We start from the raw sequence: 20,942 nt of genomic DNA, 5'->3' as shown, positions 1-20,942 counted from the left end.
ATTAGCCTACTAACGATCAATACTGACTCCATACAGGCGGGTCTACGCCAAGTAGATGTTTAACAAAATAGTCCCTCCTTTTTCGTTCACCATAATCTCCCCCAGAAGAATGTCCCATCCCAGGAACCATAATAAAATCATGGTTCTTACGCGCTTTGATCAAGGCATCAACCAATTGGAAAGTGGATGAAGGATCCACATTTTCATCCAGTTCTCCAACAATCAACAAAAGATTTCCTTCCAGCTTAGCGGCATTTTCAATATTGGAGCTGGCCGCATATTCAGGCCCTACAGGCCAGCCCATCCATTGCTCGTTCCACCATATTTTATCCATTCGGTTATCGTGGCAACCACAGGAGGAAACACCAACTTTGTAAAACTCCGGATGGAATAACAGCGCGCCCGTCGAGCTTTGACCGCCAGCCGACGTTCCATAGATCCCTACTCTACCGATATCCATGTATTTGTATTGTTTCGAAGCGGCCCGCATCCAGGCGATCCGATCGGGAAAGCCCGCATCTTTCAGATTTTTCCAACAGATATCATGAAAAGCCTTTGAACGATTTGACGTCCCCATTCCATCGATCTGCACCACGATAAAGCCCAATTCCGCCAATTCATACATCCCACTCGGGTTGCTGTAGAATGATTTGGGCACGAAAGAGCTATGCGGTCCCGCATAAATATATTCGATGACAGGATAACTTTTTGCAGGATCAAAATTGGTCGGTCGAATAATAATACCCCAGATATCCGTTGCACCATCCCGTCCCTTGGCTTTAAAGGCTTCTGGAGCACGCCAGCCTACCGCTTCGAGCAAGCTGCTGTTTGTTTTCTCCAGTTCCATGATAAGACGACCATGGTTGTCGCGCAATACTGAAATTGGCGGCTGATCAACTCGGGAATAGGTATCCACAAACAAGGAATAGTCTTTATTGAAAAAAGCTTGATGATTTGCATTTTCTTCCGTCAGCAGTTTTAAGCCCTTTCCATCTAAACCGATTGAATAATAATGGATCAAATAGGGATCTTCCTCTGCATTCATACCACTGCCTTCAAAAATGACCGTTCGTTTGTCAGCGTCGACATGTACGACTTTCCGAACCACCCAATTTCCCTTTGTGATTTGATTTTTCACTTTTCCAGTAGATCCATCATAAAGATACAGGTGGTTCCATCCGTCACGCTCAGAAGCCCACACAATTTCCTTTCCATCGGCTAGATCCTCCCGATATTTCTTACCGCTATAATCGATAAAGGTCTTATTTTGTTCTCGGATCAAATAACTGGACATACCGCTATTGGCATCCATTTGCATGACACCATAGACCTGATGCCCGCGTTTGTTATACTCGAAGGTAAATGCTCTACTGTCATCGCGCCAGGATAATTCCGAAAGATAAAATTGATTCGGTATAAGCTCCGCATCAAATACCCACAGTTTATCTTTTTCGAGATCATATAAAACGGGTAGTTTTTGCGCTAATTCGTCACCAGGTTTGACATAATCTCGTGTCTGAATCTTTGGCTGTAATTGATCTTTAGGGGAAGATTCAATAAGCGTCAGTTGTCTGATCTCTATTTTTTGTGTTTTTACTGTAGCCAATTTCCGGCTATCCGGTGCCCATTGAATATCATTGCTATAGTAGTTTGACGTATTACCATCAAACGTAATTTGTCGCGCCTGATTTAAGTTTCCCTTCTTTGCTAAGAAAACATTATTGTTGCGGATAAAAGCAACATGTATTTTATCTGGAGATTCAACTTCCCGATAGGTATTTCCTTGTTCACGCTGCCCCCAATATCGCGGATTGCGCTCTTTACTTCCACTTGCAGCGCCCTGGCTCAATTGCGAGGAACGGCGGTTCCAGATCCAAAAGTAGCCCGCGATATCGAGCGAAACTTGATCTTGATCCATCAATTTTATCTGATCATTGGAAATAACGCGATTTTCGACTTTTCGTTCCAGCTTTTCATCCACCAAGGAAAATACCTTCGTTAGATCAAACAGCGGTTCTTTTGTTTTTGCCTGGGGATTGACCAAAATGTACTCTTTTCCCTGCGCCGTATTTCGATCATACCAAAACAGGTCCCCCCCATCATTCCAATAAAACTGCCCCGGTAGATTTTCGATTTTATTGGTCAATTGTTTTTTTAGGTTTTGTGCACGGGTATAATCTACCAAAGTTCCTTGACCAAACAGAAACTGTGCAGACAACAACAAAACCACTGTACTAAGAAACTTCATATTTTCTTCGCTTAGGATTGATTAAATAATAGATCGGGATACCCAATAGTGCAATGATAATGCCTGGCCAGGTATAATTTGGTTTAAAAATTACCATCAAGCCGATAAAGGCTAGCCCCATCAGAATATAAAGAATGGGAAGAAAAGGATATCCAAATGCTTTATAGGGTCTGTTCAAATCCGGACGCGTGATACGGAGGCGAATAATACCTGCAATTGCAAGGACATAAAAGATCACGACCACACAGGTAATCATATCCAATAAGTCACCATATTTTCCACTCAAACACCATATTGACGCTGCAAGACACTGTATCCAGAGGGCCCAGGCGGGTACCGCATGTGCATTCAGCTTGCCTGCCCTTTTAAAAAACAAACCATCTTTAGCCATGGAATAATACACCCTCGCGCCGGCCAGGATAATTCCATTATTGCAACCGAAGGTACTAATCATGATCATAATGGCTATAATCGTGATCCCAAAAGGGCCGAATACTTCTTGTGCCACACTCATCGCTACCCGATCCTTTGGTGCGTTGACCATAGCTTCCAAAGGCAATATGCCCGTATACATTAAATTGGTCAACAGATAGATGACGGTGACCAGCAAAGTCCCTAATGCCAGACTCAATCCGATATTGCGTTGCGGATTCTTAATTTCGCCCGCTACAGCTGAGGATGAGTGCCAAGAATCGCTACTGAAGAGGGCTCCGACCATAGCCGCAGAAAAAGCACCCATTGCTGAAAACCCATCATAAGATGTGTAGGTTCCATCCACATTTAAGCGGCGCATGGACCAAAGCGAAATATTGTCCCAGTTCAAAGCCCAGCTTCATGTTTCAAAGCCAGGAAGCCAAAGAGCAACAAAAGCAACAGGCTCCCAATTTTGATCAATGTAATGGATGTCTGCACACGCTTTCCGCTATTTACACCCCTTGAATTAATGTAGGTTAATACCATAATGACCGCAATGGCCAGCACCTGTGCTGCCGAGACGCGGTAATCTGACCATTCAAGCAGATAGACATCTTCGTCCATAAAGGGGAAAAGGTAGGCAGTGAATTTAGCAAACGCAACGCCGACGGCGGCGATTGTCGCGGTTTGTATCACAGCAAAAAATGTCCAGCCAAATACAAAACTCAATACGGGACCATAAGCCTCCCGAAGATAAATATATTGGCCACCGGCCTTGGGAAACATCGCGCTGAGTTCACCATAACTCAATGCTGCTGTTAAAGTCATAAATCCACAGATTAGCCAGACAACCATCATCCAACCCGCAGAACCGGTATTGCGTGCGATATCTGCAGAAACGATGAAAATTCCAGAACCAATCATACTTCCAACAACAAGCATCGTTGCATCGAGCAATCCCAGCGACTTTTGAAAAGTTTGTTTTGACTCACTCATAAACACCTAGTTGTTAAAATGATAGAATTTCCAATTTGTCTCATGGTCTGGTTTTAATTGCTCGCCTTTGATAATCGCTCTTAGCATTTCCATGGGCAGGTAATTTTCTTTAATCACACGATCATGAAAATCAGCAAATGACATTTTACCCTGATCAACCACCTCCTCTTTGATCCGCATCAGTTGTAATCCGCCGACCAGATAAGCCAACTGGTATAAGGGATCATATGAACCTTCAAAAGACCTCTTTACTTCACCATGGGCATTAGCAGACTCAAATCCCACCCTGTCTACCAAGTAATCTATGCATTGCTGCGGCGTCCATTCACCCAAATGAAATTTAATACTAAAGGTTATTCGCGCACAGCGGTGCATACGCCAAAATAACATTCCTATACGCTCTTCGGGAGTTTTGGCAAATCCTTTACTATACAATAATAATTCCCAATAAAGTGTCCATCCTTCTGTCCAAAAGGGTGTATTAAACGCTTCCTCGCGATAAGGCTTGTAGCGCCTATTCATAAAATATTGCAAATGATGACCGGGGACCAATTCATGCTGCACAGTACCGCGGGAGAAATAAGGATTATTACCACGCATACTCATCAATTTTGCCTGTTGATCCATCGTGTTGGTTGGATATGATATACTAATTTCCCGACCACCCGTAAAAAAAGGGTTGACACGCTGACGTTCTGGGGTCATCATGATCATTCCCCAAGTTTCATCTGCCAGTTCAGGAATATCCATGAGTTTATTTTTTTGAATAAACTGCTGTGCATCGTTATACAATTTCAGGATGAGTTCCGGCTGTTTACCAATGGGAACGTAGGAGTTTTTAACCTGCTCCTGTGCTGCCCGCCAGTCGTCTCCAAACCCCATTTCACGACTCGCTTTCAATAACTCTGCTTCACACCATTTAAACTCTTGATCAGCCAATTTTAGCAGATCGGCAGCTGTATAACTGATCATTTCAGCTTTGAGTCTTCGGTTTATTTCTTTTTCGCCAATCGGCACACCCGCAATCTGGCTACCATCATCAAAAACTTTCCGGTCGCTTTTTGCGGCTAATTTCTCCTTATAATCCGACAATTTACTTTTCACCTGTTGAAATATGGCGGGTACCCACCAGGTAAATTCAGGGTCGTATCCATTATAGAAATCGAAGGTGCTTGTTATCCTTAAATCCAAAGAATTTAATAGGCCAACCAAAAAGTTCACATCTGCATCAGGAATATTGGTCTTTTCTTGCAAAGCGGTTATCGATCGATCGATTTCATCGACAACCCGCGTCAGCTCTTTCGCGACATCTTCTCCCGCCAAACGTTTTCCTCGACGACGTTCCTTTTCGAGTTTAAATATTCGTTGTGCAAAAGGTAAATACAGGGATAACCTGTTGTAATTCGACTCATGTTCTTTCAGTGCAAGGAGATCACTTTTTAGTTTGCGCTTCAGTAAGATAAAATCCACCTGCCCAGATGTTTCAAGTTCTTCATAGGGAAATTTGTCCAATTTGTTCAAATATTCGTTATCCAAACGTTGAAGACGTGCCAGCTGTTCGGGCGATGCTGCAGCCTGTTGATTGCCCCAGCCTTTGGGCATTGGACCATAGAAATAGTTGATCGCCTCAACATCATGCCCATATTGCACGATATAAGGTTCTATGGGGGTGGTATGCTCGTATAATTTCATCTTTTGTGCATGTGTGGATACCGGGAATAGAAAGAGTAGTCCATAAAACAGTGTTTTGGGAGCTTTAAAAGAAAAAGAACGATTCATAATTCAGGTATTGGTTTATATCATAATTTTATCGATCAAAACGATCGGGCCTAAACCCATCAATATCAGCCTGTATTTTTTGTCCGGCCAATAAATCTGCAATGATTTTCCCGTATGCTGGACCTAAACTCAAGCCCATCATCCCACCTCCACCGGCAACCAGGACATTGTCAAATTTTTCCAATCGTCCCAAATAAGGCAATCCATCGGGCGAGCAGGGCCTATAACCATACCATATTTTTTCCTTTGGATAATCGACTTGTAGCTCCGGGTAATATTTGGGAATAGACTCTACTATGCCACGAACACGATTTTCATAAATTTTATCATTTGCAGGTCCCAATTCCATCGTACCACTGAATCTGATCTGGCCATTCATGGGGGTTACAGCAACACGAGCTTCCAGTAATAATGCCGCATGATTCAAGCTCTGCTCACCCTGGGGCTGATACATAAAAGAATATCCTTTTCCAGGCATAAGCGGTGTATTTAAATGCAACTTTGAAGTCAGCTGCGGCAAATAAGCACCGCCAGTCAAGACAAAAGCATCTGCCTGAAAACTTCCTTTATTGCTGATTGCCTCTTTAATCTTATTTCCGGCCGTCATAAATTTATGGACTTCAGTTTCTTCGAAAAAAGCAACACCTGCGGCTTTCAGGTATTGAATCAATTGCTGCATTAACTTGGGTGGATATAGTTTTCCATCGCAGCGATAAAGTATAGCACCCAATACATCTAGCTTCAGATTAGGTTCCAGTTCTTGAACGGTATTTCCTTCGAGGATATCGACATCGAGTCCGAGGTCCTGTGCACGATGCGCCAGCTCAATCTCCTCATGTTGCATTTCTTTCGATTTATACATCATCAGGATACCATTCTGCTTCAATTCAAAATCAAAATTATCTTCTTGGGCCAGTTCGTCATACAAGCGGCTGCTATAGAGATTCAGGTCACGTATGGCGGAAGCATGTTGCTCCACATGCGTGCGGTTGGCATGTTTTAGGAATTTCAGACCCCAATTGATCAACCGCGGATTGAGCGAAGGCCGTACATAAAAGGGGCTTTTACTATTGAACATCCACTTTATTCCTTGCGCGACTATCCCGGGGGCTGCCAAGGGCGTAAAATGACTGGGGACGATCATGCCTGCATTGCCATAAGAACAATTATTGTCCAAAGTATTTTTTTCCAGGATTTTCACATCCCAACCATCTCTCACCAGGTAATAGGCCGAAGCAAGACCAGCAATTCCAGCACCTATTACAACAACTGTACCTCTATTATTTTCTTTCACGTTGCTCTTTTCTTATTAATGTATTAAATCACCTGAAAACCGCCAAAATAAGGATCTTCATCATCCAAAAAAATGGTATTATATCCTGTTATCCGTGCCCAGCCTTCGATGGACGGCACAATAGCAGGCTTACCATCCACGGTTGTTTCCGCTTCAATTTTGCCGGTAAATTGTGAACCAATATAACTTTCATGTATAAATTCCGTTCCTTTTTTAAGCTTCCCTTTCGCGTACCACTGCGCCATACGCGCCGAAGTACCTGTACCACAAGGAGAACGATCCAAGGCATTATCGCCAACCAGTACGGCGTTGCGTCCGGACGAGTTGGGAAGCGTTGGATTACCTGTCCATTGGATATGTGTCAACCCATGAATATTCGCATCTTCGGGATGAACAAAAGCATATTTTTCGTTGAGCAGTTGACGAATTATTTTCCCATAATGGATCAATTGGCTCGCAGAATAAGAACTGATATCGTCAAAATTAGCCTGGGGATCAATAATACCATAGAAATTGCCACCGTAGGCAACATCTACGCTGATAATTCCTAAATCTGGACAGTCTACCGTTAGCCCTTCAGCATATAAAAAAGACTTGACGTTAGTAAGCTTTACGCTTTTCACCTTAGGACCCTCTTGAATATAATCGATATGTACAAGCCCTGCCGGAGTTTCCAACCTTAATTTTCCGGGAATTTTAGGTTGAACGAGTCCCTCCTCGATGGCAATCGTTACGGTACCGATCGTTCCGTGTCCGCACATAGGCAGACAACCACTGGTCTCAATATAAAGAACGCCGATATCGTTTTGCGGATCAAATGGTGGATAAAGCATACTTCCACTCATCATGTCATGTCCCCTTGGTTCAAACATCAATCCTTTGCGAATCCAGTCGTACTCACGTATAAAATGCAATCTGCGCTCCATCATGGAATTACCCGCTAGCAATGGGGTTCCCCCTGCAACCAATCGTACGGGACAACCACAGGTATGCGAATCAATACAAAAAAAAGTCTTCTTCATTTCTGAGTCCTTGTTGTTTATATGGTCATTTATCTATATTATGCTTTCGTCCATTGTTGATTGACCAGACGATCAATTTGTAATGGGTTTCCGTCTTGTAGCTCTTTAGGTAAAAACTCATTCGGCCAATTCTGGAAGCTAAAAGGTCGGACGAACCGTTTTACCGCATCTGGCCCTACTGAAGTAAAACGAGCATCTGTGGTTGCGGGATAAGGTCCGCCATGCTGCATGGCATACTGAACCTCTACGCCTGTTGGCATACCTTGGAACAGCAGTCTTCCGCATTTGTCCTGAGCCATTGCAAAAAGAGCCGGGCATTCATGTATGTCCTGCGCCGTGGCAGCGAAAGTCAGGGTAATCTGCCCATCAAGCTGTTGCATGACAAGATTCATCTCATTTTGGTCGTTACAGGATACAATCAACCCAAAAGGTCCAAAAACCTCTTCCAGCAAGTTGGGGTTGTTCAACACCTGACTTGCTTCAGTTTCGACAAGTAAAGCTCGGGCAAAATCATGGTGTGTATTATCTTCTCCTTCCCCCAATACGCTGATCCCTTCCGATTGAACCATTTCGCTTTTTAGGCGATTGTAGCTATCCAGAATACCCGCATGTAACATTTTCCCTGTAGCAGCAGATTTTAGTTCGCTCTTTAAGGCCAGTTTGAGCCGATCGAACGGTTCGCCCGCCAAGCCTACCAATACACCCGGATTAGTACAAAACTGCCCTACACCGAGGAGTAATGATCCAATATACTGCTTTGCAAATGCTTCCAGATGATTAGCGAGGTAGTCTTGCAAAATAAAAACCGGATTTACGCTTCCCATTTCAGCAAATACCGGAATAGGTTCAGGTCTCGACTGCCCTAAATCAAACAAGGCTTTTCCGCCACGAAATGAACCTGTGAATGCCACAGCCTTTACCTGTTTATGGCTTACCAACTGTTGTCCAACAGCAAATGAATCTGACAGTATATGATTAAAAACACCGATTGGGGCACCCTGTTTTGAAACCGCACGATCAATAGCGTCAGCCATTAATTGAGAAGTTTTAAGATGCGCAGGATGAGCTTTTACGATGACTGAGCAGCCAGCACCAATGGCACTTGCTGTATCTCCGCCAGCTGTTGAAAAGGCGAAAGGAAAATTACTCGCGCCAAAAACGACCACTGGACCAAGTCCTTTGTTATATTTCCTTAAATCAAATTGGCCATTTGGATCCCGATCTATCCGAGCTTCACTGTATAAACCAGTACGAACAGCATCGGCATATCGACGCCATTGATTGACTGTTCTCGCCTTTTCACCCTGCAGTCTTCCCAAAGGTAGTGCCGTTTCCAGATGAGCAGTTTCAATCAATATTTCGCCCAATTCCTCAATTTCAGCGGCAATGGCATACATCAATTCCGCTCTTTCGATGACATCCTTTTGCTGAAGAAACTGAAATCCAGCCTCCGCCTGTTTTACGACGTCATCAATCTCATTTTCGTTTCTATCCATTCCTTTTGTTTTTATTGTAAGTAGTATCTTCAAAAATCAATAAAAACCTTCCCTATATTTTCATTCCTTGCGGTTATTCAATATAATAAGAAGGTCCTTCTCGCCTATTTTTACTTGGTCCCTAAAAGAAAATTTCCTGAACCCTCATAGCTAGAAAGTTCAGAAGCATTCCTATAATTGTGGTCTCGTTGCGATTGAATCTGCAATAATTTTTTTCACACGTTGTTCTTCCTCACCGATCAATGGTAATCTTGGAGCGCGTGTATAAGGTGTTGAAATTCCTTCAGCTGTAGCGGCCAATTTAATGTATTGGACCAATTTAGGATGAATATCCAATTCCAACAAAGGCATAAACCAACGGTATATTTCTACCGCTTTTTTATATTCACCAGCTTTCACAAGATCATACATAACCACTGTTTCTCTTGGGAATGCGTCCACCAATCCAGCGACTAACCCATCAGCCCCTAACATTAAAGACTCGAGCCCCAAGGTATCTACACCGGCCATAATCTTTAATCGATCACCAAAACGATTTTTCAAACGCGTGATATTGGTTAAATCTCGTGTAGATTCTTTCACTGCCTGGATATTTGGTTCCAACAATAGTTCTTCAAACATATCCAACGATACATAAGTACTATAGTCAACTGGGTTATTATAGATTAAAATTGGCAGTTTGGTACTTTGTGCAACAGCACGAAAATAAGCGACAGCTTCTCTATCATCGGCTCTATAGCGCATTGGTGGCAATAACATCAAACCATCGGCTCCCAATTCCTCACTGGTCTGCGCCACTTTGATCGCAGCAGCAGTTGTATTTTCTGCAATATTTAGCAATACGGGTACACGACCACCAACAAGTTTCAACGCATAGGTCAATAAATCATACTTTTCTTCTGTAGTCAAAACACTTGCTTCCCCCAATGATCCAGCGATAATCAAACCGTGAACACCTCCATCCAATTGTGCTTCAATGTTTTTACCAAACATATCAAAATCCAAATTTCCATTTTCATCAAATGGTGATAACATTGCAGGATATATTCCTTCCCATTTAAATTGTGCCATAGCGTATTATTTTAATATTTCTTTATCACAAATCTATCTGGAATAGTACGTTCAGTCTTCTTATGAATTAATCAACACTGACCTAATATTGACCTTTTCTCGTAAATACAACTCACGAGGATTCAAAAGAATGTTTTTTCTAATTTTAAATACAGCTTTATAACTTATCTCGGCAAAACTTCAACGAAGTGCTTTTTATGTTGAGGCTTAATTTAAGGAACTTAAATGTAAATTCAACATTTATAACAAGATTTACACAAAATAGCATGTAAACGATATATCGCTATTCGCTTCAACTTTGGATTGCTATTACGAAACGTACAGCTGCATGTTAAAAATAACAAAGGTTGCACTGTCAGACAGGCAACCTTTGTTTCGTATATAATAATTAAAAATGGGTAACTAATCGCGGTTCTCCTTCTTATAAGCGAAGTAAAAAACAATAGGTAGTACTGAAAACGAGAGAATCATACAAATAATCAATCCACCAACGATCATAATCGCCAGAGGTTTTTGAATTTCAGACCCCATACCGTTTGAAAGTGCAGCTGGCAATAAGCCCATCGCCCCCATTAATGCAATCATTAAGATGGGTCTGATCCGGCTTTTGACAGCTTCATAAATAGCGGGTTTCAAGCGCATTTTATTCAACAGATTTTCTTTCATAATCCCGATTAAGACAATACCATCAATCGTGGCTACCCCAAAGAGAATAATAAATCCGATACCGGCCGAAATTCCAAATGTCGTTCCAGTAATCCACAAGGAAATGAATCCACCAATAAAAGCAAAGGCGAGGGTCAGTGAAGAAATCAGCGTATCTTTGACATTACCAAAATTGGCATACAGCAAGAGTAAGATCAAAATCAACGAAATTGGAACAACATTCATCAGTTGTTTTGTTGCCCGTTCCTTGCTTTCGAATTCACCAGCCCAGACGACCTTATAGGATTTGGACAGTTTCACATCTCTTTCTATCTGTTTTTTCGCATCGGCAATTGTGCTTCCCAAATCTCGACCTTCAATATTGAAGCCAACACCAATATAGCGGGAATTCCCTTCTCTGTAAATAAATGCCGGCCCGGTATGATAATCTATTGTTGCGATCTCCCGTAGGGGTACTTTCTGATCATTCATCGTCGGAATAATGATATTTCCGATCTTCTCGGGGTTGTCGCGGTATGATTTTTGGAAGCGCAGGCGAACATCAAAGATCCGCTCATTTTCGTAGAAATGTGTCACAGATTGCCCCCCGATAGTCATTTCGATCACGGACTGCACATCTTTGGTTGAAACGCCATATTTAGCCATTTTTGAATCATGCAGTTGAATGCGGAGTTCTGGCAAACCTATATTTTTAAAAACATTGACATCCGTAATGCCATTGACCTTTTTTAGTGACTCTGCAAACTTATTGGCCTTATTCTCTAAATCTTGTAAGTTTTCACCAAAGATTTTGATAACTAGTGGACTTTTTACCCCGGCCACATACTCCTCCACATTATCCTGAATCGGCTGGCTAAAGCCAAAGTTGATTCCAGGAAAAGTCTGCAGGCTATCCCGCATCTGACTGATCAATTTCTCTTTGGAAAGTTTACGTTTCCACTCCCCCTCGGGCTTCAATTCAATATTAAATTCAATATTAAAAAAGCCTGTTGGATCCGTGCCATCATTGGGACGGCCTGTCTGTGTCATTATAAAGTCGATCTCGTCAAACTGCTTCATCAGTTTTGTTTTCATTGTTTTGGTCAGCTTCACCGATTCTTCCAGGTTGACACTATTGGGTAAGGTTGCGCGAACATAGATTGCACCCTCATTCAATTTTGGAAGAAACTCGGAACCATAATGGCTAAACCGGAACATACAGACGAACAAGACAACCATAAAAATCGACAATGTCCATTTTGGATGGTCAAAAGCCTTTTTAAAACCTTTAAAAATGGCATTACGGCTGACTTTAGTGATCTTATTTTCATCTTCTTTGATGTTCTTTTTTAATAAGTATTTACACATCGCGGGCACATAGGTCAAACTTAGGATCAAGGACCCCAATAAGGCGTAACCGAGCGTAAAGGCTAATGGTGAGAACATTTTTCCTTCCACCTTTTGAAAAGAGAAAATAGGAGTCAGTGCGACAATTAAAATCAATAGTGCAAAAAAGATATACCCTGCAACAGAACCTGCACTTTTTTTTATGATCCCTAGCTTGGAGATTTTATTAAAGCGTTCCGTCCCAAGCCGATGGGCCTCTTTTTCTAAAGAGACAAAAACAGTCTCGACGATTACCAATGTTCCTTCGAGCAAGAGTCCAAAGTCCAACGCCCCCATTGAAATCAGATTGGCCGGCAAACCTTGTATTTTCAATAATATAATCGCAAAGAGGAAAGCCAGTGGAATGACCGAGGCAACAATAAAGGTTGTCTTCCAGTTGTTCAAAAAGATAAAGACAATAATCGAAACCAGAATAACCCCTTCTATCAGGTTTTTGGAAACCGTATGCACGGTATTATTCACCAGTTTAGTACGATCTATAACGGGTTCGATCTTGACATTTTCGGGTAAAATACGTTGGTTTAGCTCTTCGATTTTTGCCTTTAGCCTTGTGACGACAGCCGAAGGATTTTCTCCCCGCAGCATAATGACTATTCCCTGTACAAGATCATCTTCCTGATTGAGTCCCACTTGGCCAAGTCGTGGCTTTGCGCCCAGTTCTATTTCGGCTACATGTTTGACTAGAATCGGTGTATTGCCGACCACCTTGATCAAAATATTACCAATATCGTCGATCTTATCCAATAAACCTACTCCACGAACGACATAGGCTTGATTTCCTTTCTGGATCACATCGCCACCGACGTTGATATTCGAACGCGATACGGCTTCATATACGTCCAGTGGCGACAAGTTATAATTCGCCAGCTCTGTTGGGTTGATCTTTATTTCATAGATCTTTTCCTCCCCCCCAAAACTCACGACGTCCGCCACACCTGGCACCCCCACAAGTTCCCTTTCGATCACCCAATCTTGAATGGCAGAGACTTCTTTAATCGGAAGATTGCTCTTCACCACATAGCGAAAAATTTCTCCGGTAGCACCCGAGGGTGGTTCGATGGAGCTTTCCGCGCCGTCCGGCAAATCGATGGAACGCATCTTATTACCCGCATACTGCTGGGCATAAAAGTCCTCTACACCATCCTCAAATTGGATCGTTACAACGGATAAGCCAAACAAGGAGATCGAACGAACATCCGTATTCTTTGGGATGGTATTCATCTCTTTGGTTACCGGTAATGTGACGAACTTCTCGATTTCTTCAGCACTACGTCCCGGCCATTGTGTGATAATCCTGACCCGTGTATTGGTGACGTCGGGGAAAGCTTCAATCGGTGTATGCAGGTAGGCGTATATCCCGCCGAATAATAATGCCAACGTAAAAAATAGGACGACCAAGGAGTGTTTCAATGAAAACGAAACAATATTTTGTACAACTTTCTTCATCCTATCTATTTATCAATTCATCAAATACAATCAGCTCATTTTCTGTCAGCACCTGATCTCCCTCGGCTATTCCTGTTTTGACAAAAGCATAGGTTTCATTCTCAGCAACAATATCCACAGGCTTTACGGACAGATCACAGTCATTTTTGTACAGCACCACGAAATTCTGGTTATTATGCAGAATGATGGCATCTTTGGGAATAGCCAGCATCTGCTGTTCTTGTCCTGAAACAGCTTTTTCCACCAATACATCCACACTCATGCCCGGCTTTAACCTCAGGTCTTTGTTCAACAACTTTACACGCGCCTTGACGACACGTTCTTCAGGATCGAAGAAATTGGCTACCTGATCAATATAGCCATCAAAAGATTCCCCTTTATAGGCTAACGTGGTGATTTTGACAGGCGCACCATTTTTCACAAAAGGTAAATTATTTGCATAAATATTGACCGAAACCCATACTTCATTTAGTTTACTTACCGAGAGTAACTCGGCATCATCACCAACTGTCATACCGGGGCTCACCTTTTTATCGACTATATAACCCGCTTTGGGTGCACGAATGTAAAATAGACCATTTTCTGATGATCCATTGAGCAGGTTCATATTGGCCTTTACATGACGTATTCCGATTTGTGTGGCTTTCAATTCGCTTTCCATCTCTTCTAGTTCCCGTTGGGAAGCCATACCATCTTTCAGTAGACTGCGAAGACTTGCCAATTTACTCTCCACCAAGCGCTTGCTATTCTCCAGCTCACGCAGCTCCTTTCCTAAATCATTGACCGAGGTCCCTTTAAGCGATACAAGAATCTGTCCGTTCTCCACATAATCACCCATCTTGACGGAGACAGACTGCACGATACCGGGTATCGGGCTCTTTAGTGCAGCAAGCTCATCCTGATCGTATTGAATGACCCCATTTAAAGCGATCTGTTCAAATACCGCCCGCTTCTGAATCGAATCAATTTTAATTTGGTTTTTGAAATCTGCGCTTAGGCAAAAACCTTTAGTTGGCGGCGTAACCTGCTCTTCATTTTTCGTTGATTGACAGCTCCACAATAAACATATGGACAGGAGTGTCAGTGGCATTAAAAAGTTCCCTTTCATTAGACAATGTCCTTTCCGATTAAATACGTCAATTCTTCCTTATACTGAAGGTATTTTGCCCTGCGCTCCAATATTGATTCTTTGTTTTCCATGTAATTATTGATAAAGTCTATAAATTCAACGATGGTCAACCGTCGTTCTTGAAAATTGCGGACATAGCGTTCAAGCGCGACATCCAGTTTACGATCAAAGCCTGTATCCATCGTTTTCAAGCTCGATTCGAGATTGCTCAAACGCGCCGAAAGGAACTCGATCTCTCGTTCAATATCGATACGAAATTGTGCGATTTCAACTTTGTTTTTCTCAAGTTCCAGTTGAGCAACTTTGATATTGCCCTGGTTTCGATTAAATAAAGGAAGATCCATAGCAACACCCAGGCCTATAAAATCGCGCATGATATTTCCGCCCCGGTCATAATTCATTGATACCTTGAGATCTGGTGTACGTTCTGCTTTTTCGATTTCCAACTGCGCATTACTTTTCTTCCAGGTATTGTGGATGATTTTATAGTCGCTACGGTTTTCCAGGGCCATCATTTTCCATTCCTGTTTCGTCCCCAGGAGAAAAAGTGGCATACCTATCGTATCCGAAATGTAAAGTGCAGTCCCCTTATCTCCTAGATAGCTCGCAACTGTATTCATTTTTGCAATTTTTTCCTGCTGGATTTCGTTGAGTTTATTCCCAAATGCAATCGACTCACTTTCAATCCTGAGATAGTCCATTTCACTCACATTGCCTTCTTTCCATTGATTTTGAAAGGACTTCGCTAGGGTCTGAAAAATATCGACCTGACTACTGTATAATTGTTCTTTTTCCTGTAAGATCTGTAGTTCGAGGCATTGGCTCCGGAGATCATATTTCAAATTCCGCAATAATTCTTCAAATTGAAGCCGGGCATTCTCTTTTTCCAAAAGCTGCAATTGCACCCTTTTTTTCCGTTTCCCGGCCATTTCGATCGTCTGTTCCAGCTCAACCGCCAGCTGCTGGTATTTACCATAATGACCGATCAGCGCAGGAAAGGATTCGCTGCTGGAATTTTTCCAAAGATTGACCTCTGAGATTGAGATCGTTGGATTGGGCCAGAGCTTTGCCTGAAGTACTGCTGCATCAGCCTGTTGTATATGAAAACGTTGTGCCATTAAGCTCAGGTTATGCGCAAGGAACACCTGTTCAATCTCCGATTTTCGTAAACGGCTTTCAACCGCTTCCTGCGAAAATAGTTTGCTACTCAGGCCAAGAAGTAAAAATAATGTAATACGTAGCTTTCTCACTTAATTTTGAATTTCCACAAAACTAACGGACAGAGATTACAGGCAACTTTAGGTTAAATTAAAGTTTAATTAGAAGAGATTAGAAAAGGATTAGAATTTAGGGAATAGCAGTGATACGGTAGTTCCCAGATGGTTCGAGCGAATATCAAAGTCTACGCCTTGATCCTTAAAAACGATTTGCGCAAATGAGAGACCGATGCCGCTTCCCTTCACCTGACCGACATTTGATCCACGATAAAAAGTCTGTTTCACAGACTCCAGTTCGGCCTTTGGGATACCGATGCCGTGATCTATAATTTGTAAAGACAGTCTGCCATCTGCACTGGTCATTCGGATAAGCACTTCTTGCCCATTTGCGTATTTCAGTGCGTTTTCGATTAAATTAGAGATCGAAAGGGAGATGAGCATCTTGTTGCCCCGAAAATTAAAGTATTGTGGTTCGTCGACCTCTATATCGACTTTCAAGGGTACGGCAAATGATCTCGAAAATTTAGGTACAAGGTCCCACACGATCTCATCGATACGAAAGGTTTCCAGGGAACGTTTCAGGGCCTGATCTTCGGTCAGTAATAGAAAATTACCAATAAGCTGATTCAGAAAATTCACATGCTCGGTAATGGTTTCGGCCAGTTCACGGTATTCTTCCTCCGTTCTAACTTTTGCGCCGAAGACCTCCATTGAGCCCAGGATACCCGCTAAAGGCGTTCGGAACTCGTGGGAAACATAACTTACAAAGTTCTTTCTGATAATCATATTTTCACTGATCCGACGTAGGAGTGCATTATAACTTTCAATCAGATCCTGGAGTTCATCCTTGGTTTTTATGGCGGTCAAGGGCTCCTGAATGGTACTTAAATCTTTATGCTGAATTTCTTGGATCACTTTACGAATGGGCAGATAAGCATACTTACTCAGCCAGACCGACAACAAGGCAATACTAATCAATGCAATGAGAAAAACAAAGACAAGCGTAATGAGTAAACGGTTCAACTGATGATCAAAATCTGCGCTGGACTCTTTGACAAACACAAAGAAATCGCCCTGATTATCGGGATAATACAAACCAAAATAAAAGCTATCGGCTGTTTTAAAATAAACCGTTTTGTCTGTTTTCAGCTGGTTCAGCAAATCTGTATTAATTTGATTATCAAACCGCATACCACCATAACTCACCTTCCCCGCTGCGTTGTAAACGGCTACCATCGCGCGCTTGACCAGACTTTCATATTGATTTTTGGATTCCATGTGCTTTAGCGGACTCTGTTCGTCCGCTTCAAGGTAATAAATACCGGCTATCTTCGCATTTTTTTCCATCGATCTTATCAGATGTCGTTCAGAAGAATTATAAAATATCCAGTAGATGACTAGCGTTGCAAGCCCAAAAATGATGGTGAATACCAAGGTAGAAAAGAGTGTGAGTCGAATCTTTAAATTCATGGTCAGTCCGTTGTGAGCATATAACCTACCCCTTTCACCGTTTTGATAATGGAGGTATCACTCCCCGCATCAATCTTACCTCTTAAATAAGAAACGTATACATCGACAACATTGGTATTATTATCAAAATCAATTCCCCAGACGGCCTGTAAGATCGCTGTTCTTGAAAGGGTTTTATTGCGATTTTCGATCAGATACTTCAACAGTTTAAATTCTTTAGGTGATAGATCGATATTTTTACCATTCTTATGGACTTCATACCGTTCAAGATCCACTTTTAAATCATGAATTTCTACGCAGCTATCCTTTGGTACGTTTTTATAATTGTCGCGGCGTACCAAGGCTTTGATACGGCTAACCAATTCCTTAAAGGAAAAGGGTTTGACAAGAAAATCATCAGCACCACTTTCCAAGGCCTCGACTTTATCTTCAACTTCTCCTAAGGCACTTAAAATCAATATTGGAATATGATTTTTTCGATATCGGATCATCTTCGTAAATTGTATACCATCTATTCCGGGCAACATTATATCAAGTACGACAATGTCCAATGAATCCGCATTGATCCATTCACGTGCCGCTTCCGCAGATTCAACCAAAATGACCTTGTGGCCCATCTCTTCTAGACCTTTAACAACAAAGCTGCTAATACGGCGATCGTCTTCTACTAAAAGTATCTGCATATACTCAGTTTATTTTTATGCGGGATTATAAAAATTACGAATTTCTCTTAGAATTCTACAAGTATACGAATTTACAAATTAATCGTTCGGGTGATCAAGAGCAGTGTCGAGGATAAAAATCTTTGTCTATAACGTTGACGAGTCCATTATGCGGAATTCTCTATTATTCAGGTAAAAAATATTACGTCCAGTATTATTTGTTTATATTTAACCTAACAATTCGGAAAGGAATTAAAATGAACACAGCATTGCTCTCCGATAGAAAAAGAAGTGAAGAGATTACGATTCAATATTTTAACTTTTTAGATCGTCATTTAGCGGAATTGGTTCGTGGAGACAGCATAGATATGATGGAGCTTCAGGATATCGCCAACATACTCTGTGTTTCACAAAAGCATCTTATCAAGATTATACAGGAAACTTCCGGAAATCACCCCTGCTATTTTTATGTACAAAAAATATTAGCTTGTATCAAAGACCTACTCATTAATAGCGATCTGACCATTGCGAAAATTGCACAGATGCTGACATACGACCCGTCCAACTTCACCAAATTTTTTAAAAAATATGAAGGCATGTCGCCATCACAATTTCGTCAATTGAAAAAAGCGAAAAGTTCACCATAAGAGGTTCCTTAACATTTGTGAGATTTGCTATAATCAAAATTTAAATTATTATGGCAAGAAATGATGTAAAAGGAAAAGTTGTCCTTATCGCTGGTGGTGCAAAAAACCTTGGCGGATTATTAAGTCGGGATTTTGCGGCTCAAGGGGCAAAGCTGGTGATCCATTACAATAGTGAAAATACCAAAGCAGACGCTGAACAAACTCTGGAAGCTGTCAAATCCGCGGGGGCAGAAGCAATATTAGTGCAGGCGGACCTGACAAAAATTGAGCATATCACGAAACTTTTTGATGTCGCAATTGAGCAGTTTGGTGGCGTAGATATCGCCATTAATACGGTCGGTAAAGTATTGAAAAAGCCAATTGTGGATACCACGGTCGAAGAATATGACAGCATGAGTGACATCAATTCAAAAGTTGCTTATTTCTTTATTCGGGAGGCGGGTAAAAAACTGAATGCGAATGGCAAAATCTGTACGATTGTTACCTCATTATTGGCGGCCTATACGGGATTATACTCTACTTATGAAGGACTGAAAGCTCCAGTAGAGCATTTTACGCGAGCTGCTTCAAAAGAATTTGGAGAACGGGGAATTTCGGTTACTGCTGTAGCCCCGGGGCCAATGGATACGCCATTTTTCTATGGACAGGAAAGCGAAGACGCTGTTGCTTACCATAAATCTGCTTCAGCATTAGGTGGGCTAACCGATATAAAAGACATTGCGCCTTTGGTGGAATTCTTGGTCACCGATGGTTGGTGGATAACGGGGCAGACCATTTTTGCCAATGGTGGTTATACAACACGGTAAAACAACAAAGAGAAAGCATCTTGAGAAAGATGCTTTCTTGATAAGCCTATTTCTTTGGATTGATTCGTATATCACAAAAGCTAAGCAACAATAAACAAGCCCTGATATTTATTAACTAGAGTTGCTCCAAAAAACGGAGATAGCGCGTCACGCCCTCTTCTACCCATGCGGTAGATGACTCTTTTTCAATTCCATAAAAGACGAAAGGTTTTTGATAATCCGCTTTAACATAATCAAAAGTAATTTCAAAAGGACTTGTTAATTGATCCATGCTATATTTATACTTTCCTGTCTCCCTATACTCCTGCTCGTCTATCCCAGCAGAAATTGCTAATGCAATTTTCTTTCCTTCCAATTTGTAGCCACTGTTCTTACCATAAGCCCATCCATAGGTAAGCACTTCATCCAGCCATTGCTTGAAAAACGGCGGACAATTAAACCAATAAAAGGGAAATTGAAAGACAATTTTATCATATTTCTCTATCATCTTCTGCTCGGCCAAGACATCAATTTTACCATCAGCATAGACTTGGTGCAATTGATGGATGTCATACAACTCAGGTTGATTTTCCAAGGCCTTAACCCAACTTTTATTTACGACGGAAGCAGCAAAATTGGGGTGAATAACGACTATTAATGTTTTCATTTTATTTATGTATCTATATATGCACAAGTCACCACATTTAGCCGATTCGTAGCGGCAGTTTTAATAAACGACAGGACTATGATTTAAAAATAGCGACATAATTCCTATTTTGGCTTATCTGTAACCCAATGTTAGGTACTATAAAAAATGTGCGTATGACTAAAATCAAGACGAGCTCCACGAACTTTTCAAATAAAAAGCAACTTGAGCATAATTGCCCCGAAGTTTTTGCCGCTAATGTGATTGGTGGTCAATGGGCTCTAGCCATATGCTGCTATCTCATCTATGGCGCGCTACGTTATTCTGAAATCAAAAAATGTTTACCGGGTATCACTGAACGTATGCTCACCTTACAATTGCGCAAGCTAGAAGATGATAACATTATTAAACGTACTGTATATGCAGAAGTCCCGGCACGTGTACTTTATGAGCTGACTGCACTGGGATATGAACTCAAACCAATTATTCGAGAACTAGGGAAATGGGGAGAGAAGTTACAACAGGTTCAAAAATCTTAGACTTTAGCTGACAGAACGAAAGGTTGTTT

General features: G+C 41.7%; 17 protein-coding genes. 3 read left to right on the top strand and 14 right to left on the bottom strand.

Annotated features, from left to right (window positions below; genetic code table 11):
- Positions 1-16: 16 nt before the first annotated feature.
- From B3H30_RS22380 to B3H30_RS22325, 13 genes are all read right to left on the bottom strand, one after another.
- A complete protein-coding gene (locus B3H30_RS22380; protein ID WP_070569477.1) occupies positions 17-2,248 on the bottom strand; it encodes a S9 family peptidase in 2,232 nt (743 codons plus the stop codon).
- Positions 2,235-3,071 (bottom strand): APC family permease, encoded by an 837-nt coding sequence (locus tag B3H30_RS24800; RefSeq protein ID WP_349682248.1) that lies wholly within the window; start codon positions 3,069-3,071, stop codon positions 2,235-2,237. Before B3H30_RS24800 ends, B3H30_RS22380 begins: the two co-directional genes overlap by 14 nt.
- Positions 3,068-3,658: an APC family permease gene (locus B3H30_RS24795; RefSeq protein WP_349682247.1), complete on the bottom strand. Its 591-nt coding sequence runs from the start codon at positions 3,656-3,658 to the stop codon at positions 3,068-3,070. Before B3H30_RS24795 ends, B3H30_RS24800 begins: the two co-directional genes overlap by 4 nt.
- Positions 3,659-3,664: 6 nt before the next feature.
- Positions 3,665-5,437 (bottom strand): DUF885 family protein, encoded by a 1,773-nt coding sequence (locus B3H30_RS22370; protein WP_217493567.1) that lies wholly within the window; start codon positions 5,435-5,437, stop codon positions 3,665-3,667.
- Positions 5,438-5,465: 28 nt separating this feature from the next.
- Positions 5,466-6,731 (bottom strand): NAD(P)/FAD-dependent oxidoreductase, encoded by a 1,266-nt coding sequence (locus B3H30_RS22365; RefSeq protein ID WP_070569474.1) that lies wholly within the window; start codon positions 6,729-6,731, stop codon positions 5,466-5,468.
- A gap of 23 nt (positions 6,732-6,754) precedes the next feature.
- Positions 6,755-7,753, bottom strand: a complete 999-nt coding sequence (locus B3H30_RS22360; RefSeq protein ID WP_070569471.1) for a 4-hydroxyproline epimerase — start codon at positions 7,751-7,753, stop codon at positions 6,755-6,757.
- A gap of 38 nt (positions 7,754-7,791) precedes the next feature.
- Positions 7,792-9,249, bottom strand: a complete 1,458-nt coding sequence (locus B3H30_RS22355) for an aldehyde dehydrogenase (NADP(+)) (RefSeq protein ID WP_070569468.1) — start codon at positions 9,247-9,249, stop codon at positions 7,792-7,794.
- A gap of 171 nt (positions 9,250-9,420) precedes the next feature.
- The gene (locus tag B3H30_RS22350; RefSeq protein ID WP_070569465.1) at positions 9,421-10,320 is read right to left on the bottom strand and encodes a dihydrodipicolinate synthase family protein; all 900 of its coding nucleotides are present in this window, start codon (positions 10,318-10,320) and stop codon (positions 9,421-9,423) included.
- A 402-nt stretch (positions 10,321-10,722) separates the two neighbouring features.
- Positions 10,723-13,818: an efflux RND transporter permease subunit gene (locus tag B3H30_RS22345; RefSeq protein WP_070569462.1), complete on the bottom strand. Its 3,096-nt coding sequence runs from the start codon at positions 13,816-13,818 to the stop codon at positions 10,723-10,725.
- A 1-nt stretch (position 13,819) separates the two neighbouring features.
- Positions 13,820-14,926, bottom strand: a complete 1,107-nt coding sequence (locus B3H30_RS22340; protein WP_286834859.1) for an efflux RND transporter periplasmic adaptor subunit — start codon at positions 14,924-14,926, stop codon at positions 13,820-13,822.
- Positions 14,926-16,197 (bottom strand): TolC family protein, encoded by a 1,272-nt coding sequence (locus B3H30_RS22335; RefSeq protein WP_083296095.1) that lies wholly within the window; start codon positions 16,195-16,197, stop codon positions 14,926-14,928. Before B3H30_RS22335 ends, B3H30_RS22340 begins: the two co-directional genes overlap by 1 nt.
- A gap of 90 nt (positions 16,198-16,287) precedes the next feature.
- Entirely contained in the window at positions 16,288-17,634 is a 1,347-nt protein-coding gene (locus B3H30_RS22330) for a sensor histidine kinase (protein ID WP_070569456.1), read from the bottom strand.
- 2 nt (positions 17,635-17,636) lie between these two features.
- Entirely contained in the window at positions 17,637-18,317 is a 681-nt protein-coding gene (locus B3H30_RS22325) for a response regulator transcription factor (protein WP_046675722.1), read from the bottom strand.
- Positions 18,318-18,553: 236 nt separating this feature from the next.
- Between B3H30_RS22325 and B3H30_RS22320 the strand changes: the two genes are divergently transcribed.
- Both B3H30_RS22320 and B3H30_RS22315 read left to right on the top strand, forming a co-directional pair.
- The gene (locus B3H30_RS22320; RefSeq protein ID WP_070569453.1) at positions 18,554-18,943 is read left to right on the top strand and encodes a helix-turn-helix domain-containing protein; all 390 of its coding nucleotides are present in this window, start codon (positions 18,554-18,556) and stop codon (positions 18,941-18,943) included.
- A 50-nt stretch (positions 18,944-18,993) separates the two neighbouring features.
- A complete protein-coding gene (locus tag B3H30_RS22315; RefSeq protein WP_070569450.1) occupies positions 18,994-19,749 on the top strand; it encodes an SDR family oxidoreductase in 756 nt (251 codons plus the stop codon).
- Between the two features lie 115 nt (positions 19,750-19,864).
- Here B3H30_RS22315 and B3H30_RS22310 read toward each other — a convergent pair whose 3' ends face one another.
- Entirely contained in the window at positions 19,865-20,395 is a 531-nt protein-coding gene (locus B3H30_RS22310; protein WP_070569448.1) for an NAD(P)H-dependent oxidoreductase, read from the bottom strand.
- A 155-nt stretch (positions 20,396-20,550) separates the two neighbouring features.
- Here B3H30_RS22310 and B3H30_RS22305 point away from each other — a divergent pair, with 155 nt between their 5' ends.
- On the top strand, positions 20,551-20,913 hold the full coding sequence (locus tag B3H30_RS22305; protein ID WP_070569958.1) for a winged helix-turn-helix transcriptional regulator: 363 nt from the start codon (positions 20,551-20,553) through the stop codon (positions 20,911-20,913).
- The last annotated feature ends 29 nt before the right edge of the window (positions 20,914-20,942 follow it).

Source organism: Sphingobacterium sp. UBA7038 (assembly GCF_002494055.1).
GTDB lineage: Bacteria > Bacteroidota > Bacteroidia > Sphingobacteriales > Sphingobacteriaceae > Sphingobacterium > Sphingobacterium multivorum.
The sequence above is the reverse complement of the archived record's forward strand: the minus strand, read 5'-3'. Positions and strand labels throughout refer to the sequence as shown.